18 protein-coding genes are annotated in these 22,592 nt (G+C 59.3%); 9 read left to right on the forward strand and 9 right to left on the reverse strand.

Annotation, left to right across the window (positions count from 1 at the left end):
- Positions 1 to 15 precede the first annotated feature (15 nt).
- Positions 16 to 1,479 carry an ArnT family glycosyltransferase gene (locus tag GGR28_RS07550; RefSeq protein WP_183495161.1) on the reverse strand — a complete coding sequence of 488 codons (1,464 nt, stop codon included), beginning with the start codon at positions 1,477 to 1,479 and terminating at the stop codon, positions 16 to 18.
- Positions 1,480 to 1,608: 129 nt separating this feature from the next.
- On the opposite strand from GGR28_RS07550, the gene GGR28_RS07555 reads away from it, so the two are divergent.
- The 3 genes from GGR28_RS07555 to GGR28_RS07565 all read left to right on the forward strand — a co-directional run bounded on the left by GGR28_RS07555 (position 1,609) and on the right by GGR28_RS07565 (position 4,610).
- Positions 1,609 to 2,736 carry an Sb-PDE family phosphodiesterase gene (locus tag GGR28_RS07555; protein WP_246416490.1) on the forward strand — a complete coding sequence of 376 codons (1,128 nt, stop codon included), beginning with the start codon at positions 1,609 to 1,611 and terminating at the stop codon, positions 2,734 to 2,736.
- 814 nt (positions 2,737 to 3,550) lie between these two features.
- Complete coding sequence (locus GGR28_RS07560) at positions 3,551 to 4,015, forward strand: hypothetical protein (protein WP_183495162.1); 465 nt, start codon at positions 3,551 to 3,553, stop codon at positions 4,013 to 4,015.
- A gap of 64 nt (positions 4,016 to 4,079) precedes the next feature.
- Positions 4,080 to 4,610, forward strand: a complete 531-nt coding sequence (locus GGR28_RS07565) for a DinB family protein (RefSeq protein WP_183495163.1) — start codon at positions 4,080 to 4,082, stop codon at positions 4,608 to 4,610.
- A gap of 422 nt (positions 4,611 to 5,032) precedes the next feature.
- On the opposite strand, the gene GGR28_RS19050 is transcribed toward GGR28_RS07565, so the two are convergent.
- Both GGR28_RS19050 and GGR28_RS07575 read right to left on the reverse strand, forming a co-directional pair.
- Positions 5,033 to 6,481 (reverse strand): 4Fe-4S binding protein, encoded by a 1,449-nt coding sequence (locus GGR28_RS19050; protein ID WP_183495392.1) that lies wholly within the window; start codon positions 6,479 to 6,481, stop codon positions 5,033 to 5,035.
- A gap of 535 nt (positions 6,482 to 7,016) precedes the next feature.
- Positions 7,017 to 8,402 (reverse strand): NAD(P)/FAD-dependent oxidoreductase, encoded by a 1,386-nt coding sequence (locus GGR28_RS07575; protein ID WP_183495164.1) that lies wholly within the window; start codon positions 8,400 to 8,402, stop codon positions 7,017 to 7,019.
- Positions 8,403 to 8,496: 94 nt separating this feature from the next.
- Here GGR28_RS07575 and truA point away from each other — a divergent pair, with 94 nt between their 5' ends.
- Positions 8,497 to 9,231, forward strand: coding sequence for a tRNA pseudouridine(38-40) synthase TruA (gene truA, locus GGR28_RS07580; RefSeq protein WP_183495165.1), 735 nt, complete (start codon positions 8,497 to 8,499; stop codon positions 9,229 to 9,231).
- 204 nt (positions 9,232 to 9,435) lie between these two features.
- Here the strand turns inward: truA and dtd are convergent, their stop codons facing one another.
- Positions 9,436 to 9,888: a D-aminoacyl-tRNA deacylase gene (gene dtd, locus GGR28_RS07585; RefSeq protein ID WP_183495166.1), complete on the reverse strand. Its 453-nt coding sequence runs from the start codon at positions 9,886 to 9,888 to the stop codon at positions 9,436 to 9,438.
- A gap of 97 nt (positions 9,889 to 9,985) precedes the next feature.
- Complete coding sequence (gene rpmH, locus GGR28_RS07590) at positions 9,986 to 10,141, reverse strand: 50S ribosomal protein L34 (protein ID WP_183495167.1); 156 nt, start codon at positions 10,139 to 10,141, stop codon at positions 9,986 to 9,988.
- A 149-nt stretch (positions 10,142 to 10,290) separates the two neighbouring features.
- On the opposite strand from rpmH, the gene GGR28_RS07595 reads away from it, so the two are divergent.
- The 3 genes from GGR28_RS07595 (at position 10,291) to GGR28_RS07605 (ending at position 15,692) form a co-directional block, all read left to right on the forward strand.
- Complete coding sequence (locus GGR28_RS07595; RefSeq protein ID WP_183495168.1) at positions 10,291 to 13,512, forward strand: proprotein convertase P-domain-containing protein; 3,222 nt, start codon at positions 10,291 to 10,293, stop codon at positions 13,510 to 13,512.
- A 74-nt stretch (positions 13,513 to 13,586) separates the two neighbouring features.
- The gene (dacB, locus tag GGR28_RS07600; protein WP_183495169.1) at positions 13,587 to 15,008 is read left to right on the forward strand and encodes a D-alanyl-D-alanine carboxypeptidase/D-alanyl-D-alanine endopeptidase; all 1,422 of its coding nucleotides are present in this window, start codon (positions 13,587 to 13,589) and stop codon (positions 15,006 to 15,008) included.
- 36 nt (positions 15,009 to 15,044) lie between these two features.
- On the forward strand, positions 15,045 to 15,692 hold the full coding sequence (locus GGR28_RS07605) for a class I SAM-dependent methyltransferase (RefSeq protein ID WP_183495170.1): 648 nt from the start codon (positions 15,045 to 15,047) through the stop codon (positions 15,690 to 15,692).
- A gap of 6 nt (positions 15,693 to 15,698) precedes the next feature.
- On the opposite strand, the gene GGR28_RS07610 is transcribed toward GGR28_RS07605, so the two are convergent.
- Both GGR28_RS07610 and pdxA read right to left on the reverse strand, forming a co-directional pair.
- Positions 15,699 to 17,933: an efflux RND transporter permease subunit gene (locus GGR28_RS07610; protein ID WP_183495171.1), complete on the reverse strand. Its 2,235-nt coding sequence runs from the start codon at positions 17,931 to 17,933 to the stop codon at positions 15,699 to 15,701.
- Positions 17,934 to 18,006: 73 nt separating this feature from the next.
- A complete protein-coding gene (pdxA, locus tag GGR28_RS07615) occupies positions 18,007 to 19,098 on the reverse strand; it encodes a 4-hydroxythreonine-4-phosphate dehydrogenase PdxA (protein WP_183495172.1) in 1,092 nt (363 codons plus the stop codon).
- 76 nt (positions 19,099 to 19,174) lie between these two features.
- Between pdxA and GGR28_RS07620 the strand changes: the two genes are divergently transcribed.
- Positions 19,175 to 19,447 (forward strand): hypothetical protein, encoded by a 273-nt coding sequence (locus GGR28_RS07620; protein ID WP_183495173.1) that lies wholly within the window; start codon positions 19,175 to 19,177, stop codon positions 19,445 to 19,447.
- Complete coding sequence (locus GGR28_RS07625; RefSeq protein ID WP_183495174.1) at positions 19,444 to 19,845, forward strand: hypothetical protein; 402 nt, start codon at positions 19,444 to 19,446, stop codon at positions 19,843 to 19,845. The genes GGR28_RS07620 and GGR28_RS07625 overlap by 4 nt, the downstream gene beginning before the upstream one ends.
- A 200-nt stretch (positions 19,846 to 20,045) precedes the next feature.
- On the opposite strand, the gene GGR28_RS07630 is transcribed toward GGR28_RS07625, so the two are convergent.
- Positions 20,046 to 21,578 (reverse strand): hydroxymethylglutaryl-CoA synthase family protein, encoded by a 1,533-nt coding sequence (locus GGR28_RS07630; protein ID WP_183495175.1) that lies wholly within the window; start codon positions 21,576 to 21,578, stop codon positions 20,046 to 20,048.
- Between the two features lie 63 nt (positions 21,579 to 21,641).
- Entirely contained in the window at positions 21,642 to 22,505 is an 864-nt protein-coding gene (locus GGR28_RS07635) for an alpha/beta fold hydrolase (protein WP_183495176.1), read from the reverse strand.
- Between the last annotated feature and the right edge of the window lie 87 nt (positions 22,506 to 22,592).

Raw genomic sequence — 22,592 nt, forward strand, 5'->3', positions numbered from 1 at the left:
ATTGGTTTAACACCCTTATTCTTTCCGCTTATAAATATAAAGCTCCTGGTCCAGGCTATCCACTAAAGTAAACTCCTGCAGCAACCGCTCCGATAGCGGGGTAAAGAACAGCTTATCCTTCGGGTGGCGGATCACATAGCGTAAGTTGGGGTTCGCCAGTAGCCGTTCGGCCTCCGCTCGCTCGTCCAGCTCGAAGGCCTTGACGTACTGGTCGTAGAACATCAGTGCGGTATGGACGAACCGGGTTGGCACCTCTCGCTTTAGCAGGTAATAACTGATTTGGTGGCTCGTCACGCTGAAGTATTGATCGCCGGGCTCCAGCCGGTCGCGAAAGTATTCGACGATCATTTGCGGCCGGTCCGTCTTTACCTGGTAGCTCAGGAAGTGGGAAATACCCAATACCGTGGCTATTCCTACCAGTCCGTAAACGACGATCCGGCGCGACAGCCAGCGGCGCAGGCCATTCCATATTTCTACCCGCTGATCCATAAAGGCGGCAGCCAGTAAGCAAAGTGCCGGGTGCAACTGAATCTGGTAGTATCCGAAGCGTCTTCCCGGACTGAGGATCATCAGGGTCACCACGGTAAAGTAGCCGAGCAGGAAGTATACCCAGGTCCGGTTGATACCCCGGCGGTAGGCCACCACCAATGCCGCGCCGGCCGGAAGTACCAGTACGGAATAGCGCAGCAGGTAATCGCCCAGGTACTTGAGCCGCAGGTGCCAGGCCAGTTCCACCGGGTACTTGCTGTTGACCGTGAAGCTGTAGTACAGGAGTTCGTCCACCATGTCCAGTCGCAGGTAATAGGCGTAGACCGCCAGCAGTGGAAGAGCGAAGCCGGCAACGAGCATGCCGCCGGCCAGGAACCCCCGCATCACCTCCCGTCTCCGCCACCAGTAGTACCACAGGGCAAATAGACCCATGGCCAGGCTTTCGGCCGCGGCGAAGGGCTTTATGATCACGGCGGTTCCCAGCAATACGCCCATCAGCGGCCAGTGCCACATCGGTCCGTCTTCCGCGGGCGACGACGCGCGGGGGGCAATGCCAATACCAAGGGCCGCGACGGTAAAGCAGTTGAAAAATAGCTCGCTGTTGGGTCCTACTCCGTAGTGGGTGTAGGTGGAGGTAGCAAAGAGGTAGGCGATGCCGGCCGCTAGGCCTACCCGGTCGCTGCCGGTCGCCCGGCGGCCAGCCCAGAAGCAGGCCCAGGCAGTAAGTGCAACGAACAGGTGCGTCACCAGCCGTATACCCGGAATACTTCCCCCGGTTAGTTTGATGATGGCGGCATACAACCAGAATACTCCGATGGGCTTGGTGTCGATCACGTCGCGCAGGTACACCTTACCGTTCAGGATTTCCTGGGCAATGACGATGTATGTACTTTCATCGTGATTAATAACGGAGATGAATGAGGTTCCCCAGCGCAGGAGCAGGGATAGGACGACGAAGAAAAACAGCAGGGGCCAGGGGCGAAGGTTCATGCAAAGTCTAGTTGACACGCTTACGAGCCTTACACCAGCGGCTACGTTAACCCTCCTGAAGTTGAAGTAGCTACGGGAGTGAACCCCACAAGAGATAGTTGCTTATACGGATACTAAACCCGTTCAGGAATGCGAAAATGGCTTTTATTTTTGGGTATTGCGGTATGTACGCTTCCCGTAGTGGCCCAGCACGGTCACGGACACTCCCATATAGGAGAACGGGCCATTCAGTTTCCCGATTCGGAAAATTACCTCACCCTGGTCTGCGATTTTCACCAGCACACCGTTTTCAGCGACGGCAGCGTCTGGCCGGACATCAGGGTGCAGGAATCGTTGCGCGATAGCGTAGATGCGATCGCCATGACCGAGCACCTGGAGTACCAACCCCACAGCGACGATATTCCCCACCCCGACCGCAACCGGAGCCACCAGCTAGCCGAGGAGTACGCCAGACCCTACGATATGATCGTCATCCCCGGTGCCGAGATCACCCGCGACATGCCACCGGGCCACGTCAATGCACTCTTCATCCAGGATGCGAATAAGCTGCTGGTCAACGATAGCCTGGCCGTCTTTGCCGAAGCCAATCGCCAGGGAGCCTTCACCTTCTGGAATCATCCCAATTGGGTAGCGCAGCGGGAAGACGGCGTGGCCCGCCTGACGCCCTTCCACCGAGACCTGATCGACCGCAAATGGCTGCATGGCATAGAAGTCGTCAATGATCTCACCATCAGTAAAGAAGCCCTACAGATCGCGCTCGATCACGACCTGACTATTATGGGGACTTCCGACATACATGGTCTCATCGATTACCAGTACGACGTAGCGGAGGGAGGCCACCGGCCGGTAACCCTGGTGCTCTGTACCGAGCGCAGTGCTGCCTCCATTCGCGAAGCACTGGACGCGGGGCGTACCGTGGCCTGGTTTGAGAATACCCTGGTGGGTAGGGAAGCGAACGTACGGGAGGTGGTGATGGCAAGCCTTAGCGTCAGGAGCGCTTTCTACCGGGGCCCGTCGTCCATCGTTGACGTTACGATCCGCAACGACAGCGACGCCGATTACATCATCGAGAACCTGAGCGGCTACTCCCTGCAGAGCGGACTGGGCGTGCTTCACCTCGCCCCCCACGCCGAAACTACCCTGTCCATCATGACGGGCGAGCGCGTCGCTTCCTTCGATCTTCCCCTGCGCATCCTCAACGCGGTGATCACACCGGAGGAGCGACTGGAAATTAACCTACCCGTGACAACAGAATAGACCAGGCCGACAAATTCCCTTCCGAACAAGAATCGTTCACTCAGAACACCACCGCTGCTTTTCAGAACATGTAACCTCCAAAATAAAATGTTGGCCCCGGAAAGCACATTATTTATCTAACATCGATAACGAACGTTGTGAGAGACGTTGAATTTATTCGACCTTATATTTTTGCTTGACTTTTCTTTGGATACTATGGTTTCATAAAGCTTGACGTTGTGAGAGACGTTGACGTAATTTTAGGATAAGCACCCTTACAGCCACTACGAATACTGGCGTTTACAGCATTCGTTTAAGAATTAATTATTGGTGCAATCTTAATAACCCGGCCCCTCAGGTGGCCGGGTTTTTTTATGTAAGCTAGGTTCGGTAAACCGTTCAGAACACCGCTGCCTCCTTTCAGAACATGCAGCCTTCGGGATGGATAGTCAGTCAGAAAATCGCGTTACCTATGTGATATCGATAGCGAACGTTGTGAGAGACGTTGACATCCGATTTTGATTTTTACTGATTTGTTTTCGACACTGTGAATACTGAAGCTTGACGTTGTGAGAGACGTTGAATTTAAATGAACAACACTGCTTATTAGTCAAGATTAGCACCCCACACCCAATACGAATACTGGCATATACAGCATTCGTTCAAGAACTAATTGTTGGTGCGATCTTATAGCCCGGCCCCCTAATGTGGCCGGGCTTTTTTTGTGTATTCGAGGCACGGAAATAGGTCTGTGATTGAGCCCGACCGCCATAATGTTCTCCTAAAATATTGATGTTGTTATAATGCGTATTGCGGGAAAGAGTAACTTCCTTGTATGCGACACCTAATATCAATCCTCACCACCATCCTATTCACCACGTTTTGCTGTTCCGCTCAGGAGCTTTCGTACCGCGAAGTTTTTGATGAGTACGTATTTACCCGCAACAGCGAGATCATCACTATGCGGGAAATGATCCGCAGCCAGGAAAGGGGATCGGAGCTCAACCGGCTGTTCAGGAGCGCAAACCGGAATAAGGACTGGGCAAACGTCTTGGCCCTGTCGGGCGGCATCGTGCTTGGTCAGGCGTTGTCCGATGCCCTATGGAACGACGACAGCGACGACAGCCTGAACCGCTGGCAATCCTACGTCGCCGGTGCCCTGCTGCTGGGTGTCACGTTCCCCCTGTCCGCAACGGCAGACAAGCGCGTACGTCAGGCGGTCGATCTGTACAATCTAGATCCTGCGCTGGGAGACGCTTCCGCTCCGCTTCGCCCCCCCCTCCGAGTCATGTCAGAATAATCCGGTAAATTATGAGTGTAACTGCCCCGGTTGTTTGCTGATTCGTCACACAAAACCAACCGACATGAAATCTTTATCCGTACTTTTTTTACTGTGCCTATTCCTGGTCTCGGGAACGGCGGCACTCGCCCAGTCTTCCACAGACCAAATGATTCAGGACTGGCAGCGCGCCAAAGCATTCACGCTCGAGTACCTGGAGGCGATGCCGGCGGAGAGCTACGACTACAAGCCCACCCCCGACATGCGCTCCTTCGCCCAGCAAATGCTCCACCTGGCGGACGGCATCTACGGCATTTCATCGGCCGGCACCGGAGCGGAAAGCCCCGTCGGACAGGGAGAATCCGAGAAATCGACCGACCAGTCAAAGGAGAGCGTCATCCGCATGGTCACCGACGGCTACGACTTCGTGATCGCCAGCATCCAGGAAATGGATCCCGCCATACTCACCGAGCAAATCAATATGTTCGGCCGCTTCGACCTAAGCCGCGCAACTGCCATCGACAAAGCATTCGAGCACCAGACCCACCACCGCGGACAAACCACGGTCTACCTAAGACTAGCCGGCATAGAGCCCCCGGGGGAGAAACTGTTCTGAGCGCCCTCGTTGATCGACGGCGCCACCTCGTCGGCCGAGCCTAAGCTCGTCCGCCGAGTCGTGGCTGTAGGATGGATATGGCTTTTTATGCTTTTTGGTTCAGTCGGCGGACGAGCCTCGTACCTCGCTCGGCCGACGACATACTCGTCGGCCGACTGCAAGTCGTCCGCCGAGTAGGGGCAGGGCCCTTATCGACGGTTGTAGTTATTCCAGGTACATCTCTCAGTTGGCGGACGAGCCTCGTACCTCGCTCGGCCGACGACTTGCCGACGGCTCCGACATGCGGCAGCCAAATGGTACATGGTACATCGAAAACTGTAAATGGTAAATCCCCTACCTGCCTAGTCGGCGGACGATGCTCGTACCTCGGTCGGCCGACGACTTGCCGTGCGGCAGCCAATTTTAAATTTCAAATCCCAAATTTAAAATTTCATCACCACCCCTTCCTCCTCCGAAACATGAATCACCCGCTCCGGCACCGTCCGGTAGCCTGCATCCTCGCTGGAGTTTTCGAGTCGGAGGACGCCCCGTGGACACACCGCCGCGCAAACACCACAGCCGACACAACTGGCCCGCACGATATCCTGTCCCTTCTGGGCGTAGGCACGGACGTCGATGCCCATTTCGCAGTAGGTAGAACAGTTGCCGCAACTAATGCACTGTCCACCGTTGGTGGTGATGCGGAAACGACTCTGGAAGCGCTGCACGAGGCCGAGGTAGGCAGCCAGCGGACAGCCGAAGCGGCACCATACCCGGTTGCCCATCAGCGGATAGAAGCCCGTACCCACGACACCGGCAAAACCCGCACCGATCAGGAAGCCGTACCACTTTTGCACCTTCCAGGTCTGGAAGCCGAAGAGACTCTCGGCACCAGTGAAATAGGAATAAAGCGTAAGGGCCGTCATTAAAATCGCGGCCACCAGCACGCCGTGAATGATCCAACGCTCGAACTTCCAGGCGCGGACGCTCTTGTCGCTGAGTTGCCGCCAAGGATCGCCCATGGTCTCGGCCAGACCACCGCAGCCGCAGACCCAGCTGCAGTACCACCGCTTACCCACCAGATGCACCATGAGCGGCACGCCAACAATGACCAGAAAGATGCCCCACACCAGCATGAAGGTGCCCAGGGCCCCGGCACTCTGAAATTGGTCAAGCTGCCAGCCGAAGAAGAAATCGTAGTCGAGGGGCCAGATGTTTTTGAGGTCCTGCTGCGGCTTATTCAGCGCACCGAGGATTTCGGGGATCAGAAATGCGAAGGCCGTCTGAAAGAACATGACGGAGAGCGTCCGCACGATCTGGTACTTGTTGTGGCGGTACTTGGCGATCATGCGTACGCCCATGACCAGGATGATTACGGTGTAAAGCAAACCGTACAGAAACCACTGGCTCGCCATGCCCCCGAAGACCCCCTGCTTGACCGGATCGACCATCGTGACCCAGGCCGTAACGTGCTCCGGTGCCCAGTAAAGCAATATGTAGAACCCGATCAGGTAGGTCCCGCCCAGGATGCCCAGGTAAGCGGACAGGCCCGCCGGATCGGCGGCCCGCGCCGGAGAATTGCGCCACGAATGCTCCACGAAGAGCACCAGTCCGATGATCAGCAGCGCAATGCCCACCGTCACCGCCGGCCAGAACCAGTCGCTCGCCATGTAGCGGATGCCGTAGCCGATGATGCCGATAATGGCCGCTCCTAGTATAGCACTACGCCAACCCAGGTTCAGCCCCTTGGTGAGCTGGGAGTGATAAATGTGATCGTTCCGGATGCCTGCGTGACCGCTGAACTTGGGGATGATGTAAAGTAGCCCACCCAGCAGCCCGAGACCGATGGTCAGTCCAAAAAACAGCAACGGATTGTTCTTCACCGGCCCCATCTCCGCCGCGGCGGTCAGGGCAGCGAGCTTATCCTTGAAGTAAATGGGATCGGATAGCCGGATGTCCCATTCGGAAACCCCCTCGGGGAGGGCGTTGTCGGTTTTGAGTTGATCTACCCGCTCGTCGACGCGGCGTTTGGCTTCCTCGTGGACCTCGTAGACCTTATCCGAAAAGCTGAAGCTGCTGCCGAAGGTTTGGTCAACGAGTCCGAGTTCTCGACCGGCTTCGCGGAAGGCGTCGCCCTGTATTTCGTGGATCAGGCGCGCTTTCGGATCCACTTCGGTACCCTGCTCATCCGTAGGTGCTTCGTCTACCTGGGCACTCGCCCCACCCGTGGAGCCCGCGGAAACCGTGGAGGCCGCCTCGCCGTCGCCATCCTCTTCGGAATCGGTACGGGGGTCTGGAGCAACGGTAGCGATCAGGTCTTCTTCGCTGAGGCGGTACTTCTCTAGTCCGAGCATGGCGGTGAAAACCAGCAGGGAAATGGCGAACAGTGCCAAACCGACGTACTGGAGGAGGGATTTATGGGTACTCTTACTTGGCATCTGGGGTAGCGGTTGCCCGCGGGGCGCGGCGTTTAAAATTGAGGAATTGCAGGGCGGCCTTCAGACTACGCTTCTGACGGAGTTGTAGCTGTTTGCCGGTCTGCCGGTTGTATAGCTCGACCACCTCCGCTTCGTATTCCCGGTAAAACTCGGGATCAAAATTGGCCATGCCCAGTTGCTGCAGTACTTCTTCGACGTGGATACCTTGGGCGATCCACTTTTCGCAGACCTCGTGGCGGTAGCGAATGCCCATGAGGTTAAAACCGACGACACGTCCGTCGCTTTCCTCGTAGTTGATGCGTACGGATTTGTCGCCGTCCGCGTGTTCCCAGTATAGGGTCGCCAGTCCCTCCCGGCCGTGTGCCGGCACCTCGCCGTACACTTGGTACTCGATGTCGATGAACTTGGCGGAGTTAAACCAGATGCCCGGGTCGTAGGGGACCGGCCGACCGAGCAGGGTATAGGCCACCGTCTCGCCCATGATCCGACCGGTGTACCAGACGGCTTCGATGGATTTGCGGCCGGGTTTGGGGTTCCGCACTTCGGCACAATCACCGATGGCGTAAACGTCCGGGACCGAAGTCCGTAAGTAGTCGTCGACCAGAATACCCTTACCGAGTTCGAGGCCCGCTACGTCCCTCAGAAAATCGATGTTGGGATGCACCCCGGCGGTGAGACCTACGTACTGGCACTCGATACGTTCGCCCGTTTTGGTGGTGATTGCTCCTGCGGCCCCGCCCCCGTCGTCCAGAATTTCCGCGAGCTCCGTATCGTGGCGCAGGTCGATGCCGTGGCTGACGATGTGACGGCTGACCATACGGCTTTCCTCGGGCGGCAGCGCGTTGCTCCAGTAACTGCCTTCGCGCACCAGCAGAGAAACGGGGATGTGACGGCTGTGCAGCATTTCGGCCAGCTCGATGCCGATGAGGCCGCCGCCCACTACGACGGCCGACTTGATCTCGGGGGTAATGGCTTCCAGATTATCCAGGTCCTGGGCGCTGACCATACCGCTCACCCGCTTGAGGTCCTGCCCCGGCCAGCCGAATTTATTGGGGCTGCTACCGGTAGCCAGTACGAGCTTGTCATAAGACAGGGTATTGCCGTCGCCGAAGTGCAGCACCTTTGCGTTCGTGTTCACCCGTTCCACGTACTGCCGCAGCAGGTCGATGCGGTTTTTCTTCCAGAAGAAGGGTTCGTAGGGCCGCAGGTCTTCCCAGCGTTGGTGGCCCATGTATACGTACATGAGGGCGGTGCGGGAAAAGAAGTACTCGGATTCGGCGGAGATAATGGTGATCCGTACGTCATCGCTCAACTTGCGCAGCCAACGGGCGGCGGTCACTCCGGCGATGCCGTTACCGATGATGGCGACGTGCATGGGAACTGGGATAGGTAGTTCCACAAACTACGCCATCGGGTTAGAAGTGCGCGCCCGTGACCCTCCGTGCTGTCGTAAGCTTACATTTACGCTCATGCCCCACCGTTATTTCGTTCACCTGGCCTACCGCGGTACCCACTACCGGGGCTGGCAACGTCAATCCGGCAACACGGTAAGCGTGCAGGAGACGATAGAACGGGCGGTGACGCAGGTGCACTCTTCGCCCGTAAAAGCAGTAGGATGTGGCAGGACCGACGCCGGCGTCCACGCATCCGATTACTACCTCCACTTCGACAGCGAGCAGCCCCTGCGCGACAACTGGCTCTTCATCGTCAATAAGCTCCTGCCCAACGACATCGTGCTCTACCGCGTGTGGGAGGTCGATTCCAGCGCCCACGTTCGCTACGACGCCCGGGAGCGCACCTACGACTACTTTATTCACACCCGCGCCGATCCCTTTCTGGCCCCACTGAGTAGCCTGTACGAGATGGAATGCTATGACTTCGCCGCCATGCACCGGGCCTGCTCGCTGCTCACCGGCCGCCACGATTTTCGCGCCTTCTGCCTGACGCCCGATCGGCACAATACCACCACTTGCGACCTGCGCGAGGCCAGTCTGCACGACGAGGGGCAGGGCCGTTACCGCTTTCGCTTCGTCGCCGATCGCTTTTTGCGGGGCATGATCCGGATTCTGGTCTTTCAGTTGCTACGGGTGGGAGCCGGCAAGATCGCTCCGGAAGATATGCAGGCGGCGCTTCGCAGCGGCCAGCGACTGGGGGTAGGGCAGGCGCGGCCGGAGGGGCTGTTTTTGAGTAAGGTGGAGTATTGATTCGTGGGTGCCTTCAGTCGGCGGACGAGCGCGGCTAGCGCCTTTGCTCGGCCGACGACTACTCGTCGGCCGACTCTAAAGTCGTCCGCCGAGTAGGCTAGAGGATGATTGGTATGTGGAGTGACTTGCTGGGTGCCCCAGTCGGCGGACGAGCGCGGCTAGCGCCGGAACTCGGCCGACGACGGGCCGACGACGGGCCAACGACTATTCCCGGTTCCGAGAATCCATCCAGATCGTGACTGGGCCATCATTAACGAGCTCGACCTGCATATCGGCCCCGAACTCGCCCGTCTCTACCGGCCGGCCGGATACTTCGGCTAGTCGGGCGACGAACTGCTCGTACAGGGGAATGGCCACCGGTGGCCCGGCACTGCGCGTAAATCCCGGTCGGTTGCCCTTTCTTGTGCTGGCGAAGAGGGTGAACTGGGACACGACTAGCAGGCCGCCGTCCGTATCCGCCACGCTGAGGTTCATCTTTCCCTCCGCGTCGCCGAAAATGCGCAGGCGGCTGATCTTTCCGCAGAGGTAGTCGATGTCTTCCGGGCCGTCGGCCTCTTCGATGCCGAGGAGGACGAGCAGACCGGGGCCGATCCGCCCGGTGATTTCCCCGGAGATGGTGACGGAGGCGCGGCTGACGCGCTGGATGAGGGTACGCATGGGAGGAAAGGTACGAACGAGCAAAAAGCCCGGACTGCACTGGGCAGCCGGGCTCTGAAATTTTGCAACCTTCCGGGAGTTAAACCGGTGGTATCAGTTACTTCTTGTAGGTGTCGTCGCTGACGGTCAGCTTGTAGCGTCCCTTAGCGCGGCGACGGGCCAGCAGTTTGCGGCCGTTCTTGGTTGACATACGCGAGCGGAAACCGTGCTTGTTGACGCGCTTACGCTTGGAGGGCTGGAATGTCCTTTTCATCTTCTATATTTTTAGGCACGCGATACCGGGCCGGAGGTTCTGCAAAAGTCGGGCAAAGGTAAGCCTTTAGCATTTAACCTACAAACTTCACATTCGATTTATTACCCCCGCCAATCCACCTTACCTTGACCCACGTTAAATCTCTCGTGATGTTCCGTGTTCTGTTGCTCCTCTTCGTCGGACTGCTGTCAGCCAGCCCCGCACCGGCGCAGCACCGCTTGTCACGGACCGTACTCCAAAGCCTGCCCGCCCCGGAACTCCCCCGGCAGGACAACGCCGCGCTCCTACACCGCGAAGAACAAGTCCGCCGCCCCGGACGCCCCCGTGACTTCGCGGTTGCCCTCCCCGTGCACCTCAGCCCCGGTACCGACGGAAAATGGTCGACCGACCGTGGCCGGGCCATCTGGCACCTGCGAATTTCCAGCCCCGGCGCCAAGTCCCTCAACCTCGGGTTCACCGACTTTCGCCTGCCGGAGGGCGCCCAACTCTACCTGTCCACTGCCGACAACCGGTTCGGGCCATTCACCGCCGCGGACAACGAGGACCACGCCCAGTTCTGGTCGCCCCTGCTGGCCGGCGACGAGCTTGTGATCGAACTCCGTATGCCTACCACCGAGCGAACGGGAGTGGGGTTGGTACTCACCACCGTAAATCATGACTTCACCGGGGTCATCGACGAGATCTCGGGCAGTTGCAACCTCGACGTAATTTGCGGAGGGGCCGACGGTTTCCCCCTGATCGACAACTACCGCGACATCATCCGCAGCGTTGCGGCCTACACCCTCAACGGCAAAAGCCAGTGTACGGGCTTCCTCGTCAATAATACCAACCAGGACGGTCGCCCCCTCTTCCTCACCGCGGAGCACTGCGCGGTAGACGCTGAGTCGGCCCCCTCCCTGGTGGCCTACTGGAACTTCGAAAACAGCTGGTGCCGCGCGCCGAATTCGGTGGAGAGCGGCCAACCCGGCGACGGTAAGCTGGACGTATTCAACACCGGTGCCCGTGTCCGCGCCCGCTATTCGGCAACCGATATGGTGCTGCTGGAACTGGATGAGCCGGTGAATCCACTCGCCAATGCCTTCTTCGCCGGCTGGTCCAACGAATCCGCTGCCCCTACCGACGGAGTGCTCACCGTCCACCACCCCAACATCGAGGAGAAACGCATCTCGTATTCCTACCGGGAGACGACCGTGAGCAACATCATCGGCGACAGCCTGTATTCGGGCGGAGATTTTCTGCGGGTACCGTCGTGGGATGTCGGTACCACCCAGGGCGGGTCGTCCGGTGCACCTCTCTTCGGCACGGATGGCCTGGCCCGGGGACAGCTCTTCGGCGGGCGGGCATCCTGTACTAAGGACGGAGACGATATGTTCGGCTTCCTCCACCGCAGTTGGACCGGCGGCGGCACCCCCTCCAGCCGACTCGCGGATTGGCTCGATCCCCTCCACTCCGGTACTCCGACCCAGGAGGGGCTCGAACAGTCAGACCTCCCCTACCTTGTCGTTCCCGAAACCCCTAATCTTACCCGCTGCGTGACGGATTCCGCGGTTTTCGTTCTCCGCGTTGGCGACGGCTTTCCCGAATCCAACCGGGTAAGCATCTCCGCTGATCCCGGTCTCACTCTCCTGGCAGCCGATTCGGTTTCCGGAGGCGGATTGCTCCGCATTGTGTACCGCGGCCGGGAAACGCCGGCTCAGGCAGGCGAGCATACGATTCAGGTGACGGTTTCCGGCGGTGGGGTGACTGACGAGGTCAGCCTTCGGCTTCGCCTCCTTGGTGGGGTGCCGGCTCCTGCGGTCCCGCAATATCCCGTTGACGGTGGCGATGACGTTGGGCCGTTTGCCCGGTTCTCCTGGAGTGCACAGGAGCAATCCGCGGGGTACGACCTCCAACTTTCCAACGACCCTTCCTTCACGTTACTGGTGGCCGACCTGACCCGTATCGAAGACACAAGCTACCTGGTCCGCTATCCCCTCGTGGCCTCCACCGGATACTACTGGCGGGTAAGGGCAAACAACAGCTGCGGAGCCGGAGAATGGTCGCCCGCCTACCTCTTTAAAACCAGCGACCTGAGCTGTATCACGGGAAGCGCCGTGGACCTGCCCGTGGAAATTCCTACCCTCGACTCGGTGCGTATATTTTCCCAATTGGAAATCAACAGTTCTACCATTCTGTCCTCGCTAGAGGTGACGGTGGGGCTGGAACACACCTTCATCGGTGATGTGTACGCTGATCTGGTCGCGCCCGACGGCACCGTAATTTCCCTGTTTCGGCCCCTGCAAAACGGTTTGTGCTCGAACAGCGATCTGTACGTCACCTTCGCCGATGATGCCCCGGTCACCGCCACCCAGTTTAGGGAGGATTGCGATCCAGGAACATTCGGCAACTACCGCCGCGTGCAACCGACCCGGCCCCTGTCTGACCTAGCCGGCACACCGGTCCGCGGCACCTGGCAACTCATCGTGACCGACCGGGCGGGCGGGGATGGCGGACGGATCACGGAGTTCGGGCTACGAATTTGCGGCGAGCATACCGGGAAGGGTGACCTTGCGGTAGGCATCCTTTCCTCACCTACCGCGCGCTGCGTCAGTACGGGCGGCACCGCGCAACTGCAGTTAGCGGGAGAATTCACCGATCTCGACCTACGCATAGCGGCGGACAACCTCCTCCTCGACAATTACACCTATTCCCTCGATACCCCGACGAACGTGCTTACGGTGAATTTTGCCGACTGGATGTCGGTAGGGCCCGGCACCTTCGATCTCTCCTTTATCGTAACCGACGAGGACGGCACCGAACGACACGCGGTAACTACCCTGGCCCTCTTGCCCACTCCGGAACCCGCCCTGCCGCTAGCAACCCGCATTGACACTTCCCGGGTGACCTTTCAGTGGCGCACTTCCGCAGAAGCCTCCGGATACACCCTGGAGGTAGCGGCCAGTGAAGATTTTGCCGACATCATTCTGTCGCGATACACATTAGGTAGCGAACTTGCCGTGGAGCGTCGGGAACTTCCCGATAGGTTTTTCTATCGACTCGTAGCCACCAATGCCTGCGGCAGTTCCCCCGGTGCCGCACGGTTTATCGTGTTAGAAGAACCCAGTTCCTCCACTTCCTTTACCGCGCGCGACATCGCGGTGTATCCCAATCCGACCCACGGTCTCCTCAATGTAGAACTGGTAGACGAGTGGCAGCGACAACCCCTCACCTTCACCCTCTTCGATGCGGCGGGGCGTCCCGTGCGCGAGTGGGAAGGTCAGGGTTACGCGCTGCGGCAACTGGAGTTGGGAGGCAATTCCCCCGGGGTGTATTACCTGCGTATCGCGGGGGTAGACGGGATTTTCACCAAACGTGTCCTGCTGTTGCGCTAATTACATTGCACCTGCTTACCTGCCCAACCTTGTGATGCCGGAAGCCAAAACCGAACGAACGTATGCTGCGTTGCTTGTTACTTTTGCTCCTCGCTGCCCCACTGAGTGGCCAGGGAACTATCCAACATGTGGTACGGGCTTTTGCGGGGGCGCAGGAGCTGAAAAATGCGGCAGTAGCGGTGGACGTGCGCGACGTAGCCACCGGACGGCAGTTGGCCGGGCATAACGCTTCCGTGGCGAGTATCCCCGCCTCCACCCAGAAGCTCATCACTACGGCGGTGGCCATGGACATCCTCGGAGAAGATCACCGCTTCCGCACCCGTCTGGTGGCCGGAGGGGTAATTGAAGGGGGCGTGCTGCGCGGAAACCTTTACCTCGTAGGCGGCGGCGACCCTACCCTCGGCAGCCCTTTCGTGGACGAGGTAGCCGGCCTGGAGGAAGTGATCCAGCGCTGGGTACAGAAAGTAAAAGCCTCCGGAATTACCCGGATCACCGGTGCCGTCGTGGGTGACGGCAGCTACTACACCACCGACGGCGCGGGGCGGGGCTGGACGTGGGCCGATCTGGGCAACTACTACGGCGCCGGCACCTATGGCCTGAACCTGAACGAAAATTCCTACTACCTGTCCTTCAGTCAGCGACAGCGGGAGGGTGCCACGCCGCCCGTTATCGGTACCGAACCTCAAATACCCGGCCTGGAATTCATCAACGAGTTGGTCAGCGGGCCGCGGGGGAGCGGGGATCAGGCGTACATTTTCGGTGCGCCCTTCAATTACCGGCAGTACGTACGGGGCAGCATTCCGGTCGGTACGGGCCGCTTCCGGATTCGGGGGTCGATTCCCGATCCGCCCCTGTTCGCCGCCCAGTTGCTGGATCGGGAACTGAAGGAAAGCGGCATCGAGGTGATCCAGCCTCCCACCACTCACCAGACCGTCGGAACTGGGGATTACCGCTCCGGGCGGGTGTTGGACGAGCTGATGTCTCCGCCCCTCAGTACGATCGTCGACCGCACCAACCTGACCAGCAACAACCTCTTTGCCGAAACGCTGCTGCGCGAAATGAATAAGGCGCGGGGCAACACCGATCTCGCCTCCACCGACGTCATCACCGACTGGCTGGAAGCGCGGGGCATCGCTACGGAAGGCATACAACTACAGGACGGCAGCGGGCTATCGCCGAGAAACTTTTTCCCCCCGGAAACGATGACGGCCCTACTGGCCGATCGCTCCGGTGACGAGCGTTGGCGGGAAAGCATCCCGCTAGCCGGACGTACGGGCAGTCTGCGTCGGGTACTGACCGGTACCGTGGCCGAGGGACGGGTATGGGGAAAGAGCGGCACCATCAATGCCGTAAGGGCCTACGCGGGATACGTGGACCGGCCCGACGGGCGGCGGCTGGCATACAGTGTTGCCGTCAACAATCATACGATGAGGGGAAGCCAACTAAACCGACTGATCTACGATCTCATGCGGGACCTCTGCACGGCAAGTCTGTAGGCGGAGCGTATCTTGTCGCGGCTAGTTTACCGATTCATGCGCACCTTATTTTTTCTCCTTTTGCTGTTTGTGCTCGGCTGCGGAGGTGCGGATGCTCCGGCCCCGCCACCGGAGGACGTGTACGCAACCGGCAACACGGAGGAGGACCGCGACCGCCACGTATGGCAGAAACCCGGGTTGGTAATTGAGGTGCTGGGCGATATCGAAGAGAAGGTGATCGCCGACATCGGAGCCGGGGAGGGCTTTTTCGCCCGGCGCCTCGCCCCCCTGGCCGACCGGGTGATCGCCATAGAAATTGACCAGCGGTGGATCGACTACCTCGATACCCTGCGCGTCTCGGAACTACCTACCAGTCTGCAGGGCCGACTGGAACCCCGGCTCGCCCTTCCCGATGACCCAATGCTGGAGGAGGAAGAGGTCGATATCGTCCTGTTCGTAAATACGCTATACCTGATCGATAATCCGGAAGCCTACCTGAAGAAGATTCGCCCCGCCCTGCGCCCCGGCGGGCGGGTAGTGATTGTCGATTGGAAAAAGGAGGAAACCGCCCTGGGTCCCGATCTGGCGGATCGGATCGGGCTGTCCGATCTGGCCCACATGCTCGAGCAGGCCGGTTTTGCCATCGTGTCGACCGACAACACGGAACTGGATTACCAGTACATCATGGTTGCGGAAAGGAAGTAACATGCCCTAGCGGTCCAGCCACCGGAGCAACAGGGGAATAAGCAGCAGGTCACTGATGAGGGCACTGGCCAGGGTAAGGGAGATCAGTAGCCCGATCGTAACGCTCGGCGGACTGACGCTAAAGAGCATCACCAAAAAGCCGAAGAAAAGTACCACGGAGGTGAGCATGATCGCCTTGCCCGTCTCGCGGAACGTCAGGTGGATTGCCTCCTGTACGGGAAGGCCGCGCCGCCGCGCCAACTTGTACTTCGACAGAAAGTGGATGGTGTCGTCGACCGCAATGCCGAAGATGACGGCAAAAACGATGCTTACGCCCGCCTCCAATTCGATGCCCAGGTAGCCGAGCATGGCCCCCGCGATCAGGAGGGGCAACAGGTTGGGAATAAGGCTCACGATCAGCATCCGCCAGTTCTGGAACAGGAGGGCCATGAGCCCGCATACGATGAAGATGGCGAGTCCCAGGCCCTGCAGCAAACTGTGCCGAATGTACTCGGCGTTCTTGTCCACGATCAGGCCGGTACCGGTAGAGCGGATCTCCACCAGTGACGTATCGACGTTGGCATTGATCCAGTCGGTGGTGTTCTTCAGGAAGACCTTGATACTGTCGGCCCCAATATCGTCCAGACGGCTGGTGATGCGGGCCTTCTGCCCGTCGCGGCTGACGAGCAGGTTCAGGTTCACGTCCGGGATGCGTTCGGCCAGGTTACGGTACTGCAGGTAGCGCCGCTCGTCGGCGGGCAGGACGTAGGCGTCGGGGCGATTGTTATTAAAGGCCTGGTTAATGCTGCGGTAGACCGCCGTGATGCTTGCCGTACTCTGCACGAAGGGATATTCCTTTACGTAGTCCTCGATCTTGGCAATCTCCTGCAGTACGCCGAAATCCGTTGCCTGGCTGCTGTCGCGGGTGGTCACGGCCAGCTCGAAGGGGCGGAAACCGCTCAGCTCGCGTTCGAAAAACTGGAAATCTTCGGTGACTTTCCGTCCGATGGGCAGGTTTGACTCGATGCGGTAGTTGGTGGTGATGAGGGAAATCCCGACCCCGCAGAGGATAACCACGATCACCGCCCCGATCTTGATGGTCCCACCCCGCTCTTGGGTAAACCGGTAGGTCCGCTCCAGTATCCGATCCCAGAAAGCCTGCTGCCGGCCGATCTTGACGATCTGGTCGACGCTGAGGTAGCTGAGCAGGGAAGTGGTGAAGAGAATCACGGTAGTGAAGGCGATCATCACCCCCAGGGCGGCATTGATGCCGAAGTCCCGGATCGGGTCGATCCGACTGGTCAGCAGGGTAGCAAAGCCGACCGCGGTGGTGATGGAGGTGAGCAGGGTGGCCAGCCCGATCTCCTTGATTGTGGTACGGATGGCAGCCTCCTTCGGCTGTCCCTTGCGCAGCTCGTCGATGTACTTCGACATGATGTGAATGACGTCCGAGGTGCCGACGATGATCATCAGCACCGGATAAAGGGCCGCGATCGCATTCAGCTCCCGCCCCAGCAAACCCAGCGTCCCCATAAACAGCAACAGGCCCAGGGCAATACTCACCAGCGACACCGCAATGCCCAACGGTCGCCGGAAAAGGAAGAACATAACGAGGGTGACGAGCAGGCCCGAGACCAGCGCGGAGACCGCCACCTCCCGTATCTGCACGTCCACCAGCTCCTTCTGGAAGTAAGCCGGCCCGAGGTAGTGGTGATCGGGAAAATTGTACGTTGCCATCAGGCTGTCCAGTCCCCGCATGAGCGCACGGCTCTGGTCAAGATTGATCAGGCTAGGGGTCTTCAGCACGGTGACCAGGGCGGTACCGCGGCGGTTGATGAGGTTGCCCACGAAACGCTCGTCGGCCATGATGCGGGCACTGTCGGCGGCGTACCGTGTCGGATCGCTAAGGTGAATGGCCGGAATGGTCGTAACGGCGAAGGGCGTCTTGATGGGATAGCCGAAGGAGGTCAGCGACTGAGCATTCTCCACTTCGGGCAGGTCGCGAACGGCCAGGGAAAACGCGTGCGCCTGATTCAGGAAGGTGCTGTCGAATACGGTGGGCTCCCGCTCCAGGGCTACCAGCAGGAAATTGTCGTCGCCCTCGAATTCATCGATGAATTCGAGGAAGAAGTCTAGGTCCTCGTCTCCCCGCGGGAAAAACTGCTGAAAGTCGAACGTAAAGTTGAGCCGGAAGCAGCCGAAGACGGCCAGCGCTGCGTAAAGGGCAAAGAAGATGATGACCGGGAGGCGGTAGCGGCGCATGTGGGCGGAATGATTCCCTGCTTAAAGACCGTCCGCCCGCGATTGTTGGACCGCGGTGTGTAATCTTTGCGTCTTAGCGTTTTCCCCGCCCGCCCTTACCACTGCCACCAGCGAGGGGCTTGCGCTTATACACTAGGTGCATCCGGCTTTCGAGGGGGTTGGCGGTATCCTCGAGGTAGCGTTCGCGGTTGAGGTAGGTCTCCCGGGCGAGGAAGAGGGCGGCGAGGAAGGAGTCCGGACTGGCCTTGTCCTGCCCCACCAGGTCGTAGGCCGTACCGTGGTCTGGAGAGGTACGGATCGCCGGAAGCCCGGCCGTAAAGTTGACGCCCTTGCCGAAACTCAGAGCCTTGAAGGGGACGAGCCCCTGATCGTGGTACATCGCCAGCACCGCATCGAACTTTTGGAACTTACCGCTGCCGAAGAAGCCGTCGGCGGGATAGGGCCCCATGGCCATGATGCCGGTCTGCTTTGCGGCTTCGATGGCGGGGCGAACGACTTTGTCGTCCTCGTCGCCAATGCGGCCTTCGTCACCGGCGTGGGGATTGAGCGCGAGCACGCCGATCAGGGGTTTAACGATGCCGAAATCAGCCCGCAGGCTGTGGTCCATAATTTTGAGCTTCGCCAGGATCTTTTCGTGGGTGACCTCGCTGGCTATTCGGGAAACGGGGATGTGGTTGGTGACCACCCCTACCCGCAGGTCGTCCGCAACCAGGAACATCAGGCTTTCATCGGCTTCCAGGCGGGAGGTCAGCATTTCGGTATGACCGGGAAACGGGAAAGCATCGCGGGGCATCACCGATTTGTTGATGGGGGCCGTGACCAGGGCATCCAGCCGGCCCGCCCTGAGGTCCTCTACGGCCCGCTCCAGCGATCGGGCGGCTACCCGCCCGCCCGCCTGGGTGGGCTGACCGGGGGAATATTCAATGGGCTCCTCCCAGCAGACGATCAGGCTGACTGCGCCGTCTTCGGCCGTTTCCGCACCGTCGATCTCGGTGAATTCAAACGAATCCGTCTCGGTAGTGTAGGCGGAAAAAACTTCGGGGGTAGCGTAGATCACGGGCGTCACCAGATCCAGTACACCATTACGACTCAGTGCCTTTACGATCACCTCCGGGCCGATGCCGTTCACGTCGCCGACCGATATACCAACTCGCAGGGGATCCATAAGTACACTTTTTGGTGGACGGGCAAAGGTAGCCACCGTCCAACGGGGAACGGTAAAGCAGCCGTAAGTTTGTGCCGTGGTAAAAAATGCGCTCCTTCTGCTGCTTTCATTGGTCCTCTTCGGTTGCGGCGAAGACGAAGTCGTACGCGTACAACTCACGCCGGACCAGCGCGAAGAGTACCAGGAGATCGCCTCCAACCGGCTCGACTCCCTGCGCCCCCTGCTCGACAGTATTTGCCAGGCGACTTTTGAAGATCGGGTTGCCGTGGCCACCGATAGCATCGTGCAGCGCCGACTCGAAGAAGAACTGCGTCTGCGGGCAAGACTCGGTCAAACCATCGGGCAATGAAGTACTACGTATTGGTGCTGATGTTGGGCGTCACGGCTTGTGGCAAGGAAGAGATCGACCCCCGCGCGCTGGTCTTGGAGCGTGCCGACGAGCAGGTCGCGGCAATACGGGCTAACCTACTCCGCGACTGCGAGCGCGACGTGATGGAGGCCGCCACCGCTCGCGCCGATTCCCTCCTGCTCGACCGCGCACGGCGCATGCGCCGCATCGCCGGTCGCCCACCCAAGCCGGGCCGGCCCGGTGCCCCACCCGTGAAGGAGCTTTCCCAGCCACTTCCGTTGCGTCCTCTTTTCCCCTTCGAAATCCGTTTCGATACCTTATTACGTGACAGCCTTCTGCGCGATAGCATTCGTCAGGACAGCATTATGCAGGACAGTTTGCAACTCATTGTTGACTGATTTCCCTCCCCCCCCCCTTTAAGTATACGCAAAAAAAGGATAAAGGGCAAAAGTTAACCAATGTGTAATCTAATAGTTGCACAATAGGATAAGTGTAACTATATTTGTGATAGCAGTAGCGCGAGTGCTGCTGCAACCCCACATTCAAGCCTTTATTTTTTGCAACCTTTACCGAGGCCGGAGAGCAATCTCCGGCTTTTTTATGCCATCACGCTTGCCGCGTACCCGTAGTGGCGCACGCCCTCGTTTTCCTCGCTGCTGTCGTGCACGTCGGCCAGGAAGAAGCCTCCCTCACACTGGTGGGCTACGTTCTTGTCCAGGCCGCAGCGGTGAAGTTTTTCGTAGGTCGGGTAGTCGATCTCCTGGCGGTTATCGAGCCGCAGTTGCAGATCGAAATCTTTGGTGACCTGTCGCCAATCTTCCTGCACTTCCATGGCGCATACCTTGGCTTTGGAGCCACTACCGTAGGCGAATACCAGGATTTTCTCGCCACTGAGCTCGCGATCATCCGTCAGGGCGGCTTCCAGTGTAGCAACGATGCTGAGGAATACGCTGCCAGAGTAAAGGTTACCCACGCGTGAACTGGCCCATTCTCCCGGAGCGATGTATTGCTCTACAAACTTACCGTAATCCTCCGTTTTGGTGACCGCGCGCAAGAACTCGCTGCACTTGGTGATGTATTCTTCGCGGTTCTCGTAATCGTCGGCGCAGGGGACGTCCAGATCGTTGCGCTCGATGAACTCCATCCACTCGTTCTTGGCCTTCAGTTCTTCCATGTACAACTCGGAGAACATGCGGCGCGCCTGGTAGGCGTAGGGAAGGTGAAAGGCGAGGGCGGCGTAGTGGTCGGTCAGGCTGCCGGTCTTGGTGCCCCCGCGGCGGCGAAAGTCGATCAGCGCCTCCCGAATGCGTGCCTGGTAAGCTTCGGTGCTGTACGGACCGTCGAATACCGGGGTGTCCTTGTGCAGGGTAAGGAACCGCTCGTTGCAGTCCAGCACGCCCTTCACGTCGAGTCCGGAATTCAGCTTCTGCTCCAACTCGTCGAGCTGGTAGTCCTCCGCGGAAAGATCCGGCAACATCTCGATCACCTCCCGGATGATGGCGCGTTTGCTCACCTTGCGTTTCGGCTTGAAGAAGTCGTGGGCCGGACGGGTGGCCACCCCGAAGTCCGGATCGATCTTCAGCAGACGGGGATCGCGCTTCACGAGCATCGCTACCGCCCCGGCTCCCTGGGTGTACTCACCGGTGCTGCCCATTTCGTACTTAGCGCTGTCGCTGGCTACCACGATGCCGATGCGGTCCTCGCGACCGGCGGCCCACTCCAACGAATTTTGCAGGGCATCGATGCCACCGATGCAGGCAAAGGTGAGGTCCACCACGTCGCAGTGCAAAAAGCAGTTGGGGCCGTAGGTGCTGGCAAAATGGTCCTGCAGCATGTCCAGAACGTAGGTCGCCGTGGGTTTGGCCCCGTCGAGGGCACTTTCCGTACCGAGGTAGATGCGTCCTACGGTGCAGGGGTCCAGGTCGTTCTTGTGCATCAGGTCGAGCACGGCGTTGGCGGCCATGGTGGCGGTGTCTTCCCGCGCGTCGGCGACGGCCATCTGGGTGAGTCCGAGTCCCTTGTTCAGCTTCGCGTAGGAGATGGCTCGCTTCTCGGCCAGTTGCTCGATGGGGAGGTAGAGCTGGGGAATGTAGACGGAGAAGTCGTCAATACCGACGGAAGAGGAGGACATGTAGCGAGGATTTATAGGAACTCAACGCCCCACCAAATCGCATGGTTTAGGTACCCCCCGGTCTTAGCGCGCTACCCGGCAGTGGCGCAGATATTCCAGCACCATTGCCGGCACCAGATCGCCCGTCAGACTGTGGCCGCAGTCGCGGGTAGTAATGAGGCTCGATCCGGCCCAGTTGGCGTGCATGAGGTACGCCCCGTCGATGGGGGCCAGGTCGTCGCACTCATCGTGGACGATCAGGCCGGGCACCCGTAGGTTCTTCACGTAGTTGATGAAGGAGATGTCGGTGAAGCTCACGTCCAGTTTACGGCGGAACTGCTCGTCGATCCCCCACTTTACCTTATCGTGCACGCCCACGAAACTGCAGAACTTGTCAATGAAGTTTTCCAGTTCCCCCGGCACGGCCAGGGATACGAACTGCTGGGGCTCGTATTCGGGGTCCATCTCGGTCAGGTACCAGATCGCGGCCATGCCGCCGGCGGAGTGGCCGATCCAGTAGTCGGGGGCAAAGCCGTGGTGGTGGAGGTAAGACTTGAGTGCCTCGGCGTAAATGAGCGCGTTAAAGCGCTTACCGCCGCTGCGTCCGTGGGCGGGGGCGTCGAAGGCGTAAATAGAATATCCGGCACGCCGCAGCGGCTCGAAGAAGGCGAACCAGCGCCCGGTATTGCTCTCCCAGCCGTGCAGGAGCATCACGCTCGGGCCCTTGCCGGGCCAGTGATAACACTGCAGTTTGCTACCGCTTGCCTCGACGGTATACCGCTCGGCGGTGCGCATGAAGGCGTCGCTGAGGGGCTCGTCGGCGGCCCGCCGCGGTTTGCTCAGGAGGTAGAATCCGATCTTACCGGCGTGGCGTCGCGACATCCGCGCCGTCCCGTTGAGCAGGCGGCGGATACTCCCGATGACAAACTTTTCTCTCTTACCTGCCATGCGGCATCTGCATCTTTTCCACCGACAAACTTAAAGTTCATTCCGGGAACTTGTGTACGATTGGGGCCGTTATCTCGATTCTTAATC

Source organism: Neolewinella aquimaris (assembly GCF_014197245.1).
Taxonomy (GTDB): Bacteria; Bacteroidota; Bacteroidia; order Chitinophagales; family Saprospiraceae; genus Neolewinella; species Neolewinella aquimaris.

Bases quoted from the DNA above. Each gene is read 5' to 3' on its own strand.
- pdxA (WP_183495172.1), bottom strand. From the start codon at position 19,098: ATGGATCCCCTGCGAGTTGGTATATCGGTCGGCGACGTGAACGGCATC.
- GGR28_RS07605 (WP_183495170.1), top strand. From the start codon at position 15,045: ATGCGCACCTTATTTTTTCTCCTTTTGCTGTTTGTGCTCGGCTGCGGA.
- GGR28_RS07595 (WP_183495168.1), top strand. From the start codon at position 10,291: ATGTTCCGTGTTCTGTTGCTCCTCTTCGTCGGACTGCTGTCAGCCAGC.
- GGR28_RS07610 (WP_183495171.1), bottom strand. From the start codon at position 17,933: ATGCGCCGCTACCGCCTCCCGGTCATCATCTTCTTTGCCCTTTACGCA.
- GGR28_RS07575 (WP_183495164.1), bottom strand. From the start codon at position 8,402: ATGCACGTCGCCATCATCGGTAACGGCATCGCCGGAGTGACCGCCGCC.
- GGR28_RS19050 (WP_183495392.1), bottom strand. From the start codon at position 6,481: ATGGGGCCGGTGAAGAACAATCCGTTGCTGTTTTTTGGACTGACCATC.
- GGR28_RS07565 (WP_183495163.1), top strand. From the start codon at position 4,080: ATGAAATCTTTATCCGTACTTTTTTTACTGTGCCTATTCCTGGTCTCG.
- GGR28_RS07625 (WP_183495174.1), top strand. From the start codon at position 19,444: ATGAAGTACTACGTATTGGTGCTGATGTTGGGCGTCACGGCTTGTGGC.
- dtd (WP_183495166.1), bottom strand. From the start codon at position 9,888: ATGCGTACCCTCATCCAGCGCGTCAGCCGCGCCTCCGTCACCATCTCC.
- GGR28_RS07635 (WP_183495176.1), bottom strand. From the start codon at position 22,505: ATGGCAGGTAAGAGAGAAAAGTTTGTCATCGGGAGTATCCGCCGCCTG.
- GGR28_RS07560 (WP_183495162.1), top strand. From the start codon at position 3,551: ATGCGACACCTAATATCAATCCTCACCACCATCCTATTCACCACGTTT.
- GGR28_RS07630 (WP_183495175.1), bottom strand. From the start codon at position 21,578: ATGTCCTCCTCTTCCGTCGGTATTGACGACTTCTCCGTCTACATTCCC.
- GGR28_RS07555 (WP_246416490.1), top strand. From the start codon at position 1,609: ATGCGAAAATGGCTTTTATTTTTGGGTATTGCGGTATGTACGCTTCCC.
- truA (WP_183495165.1), top strand. From the start codon at position 8,497: ATGCCCCACCGTTATTTCGTTCACCTGGCCTACCGCGGTACCCACTAC.
- rpmH (WP_183495167.1), bottom strand. From the start codon at position 10,141: ATGAAAAGGACATTCCAGCCCTCCAAGCGTAAGCGCGTCAACAAGCAC.
- GGR28_RS07550 (WP_183495161.1), bottom strand. From the start codon at position 1,479: ATGAACCTTCGCCCCTGGCCCCTGCTGTTTTTCTTCGTCGTCCTATCC.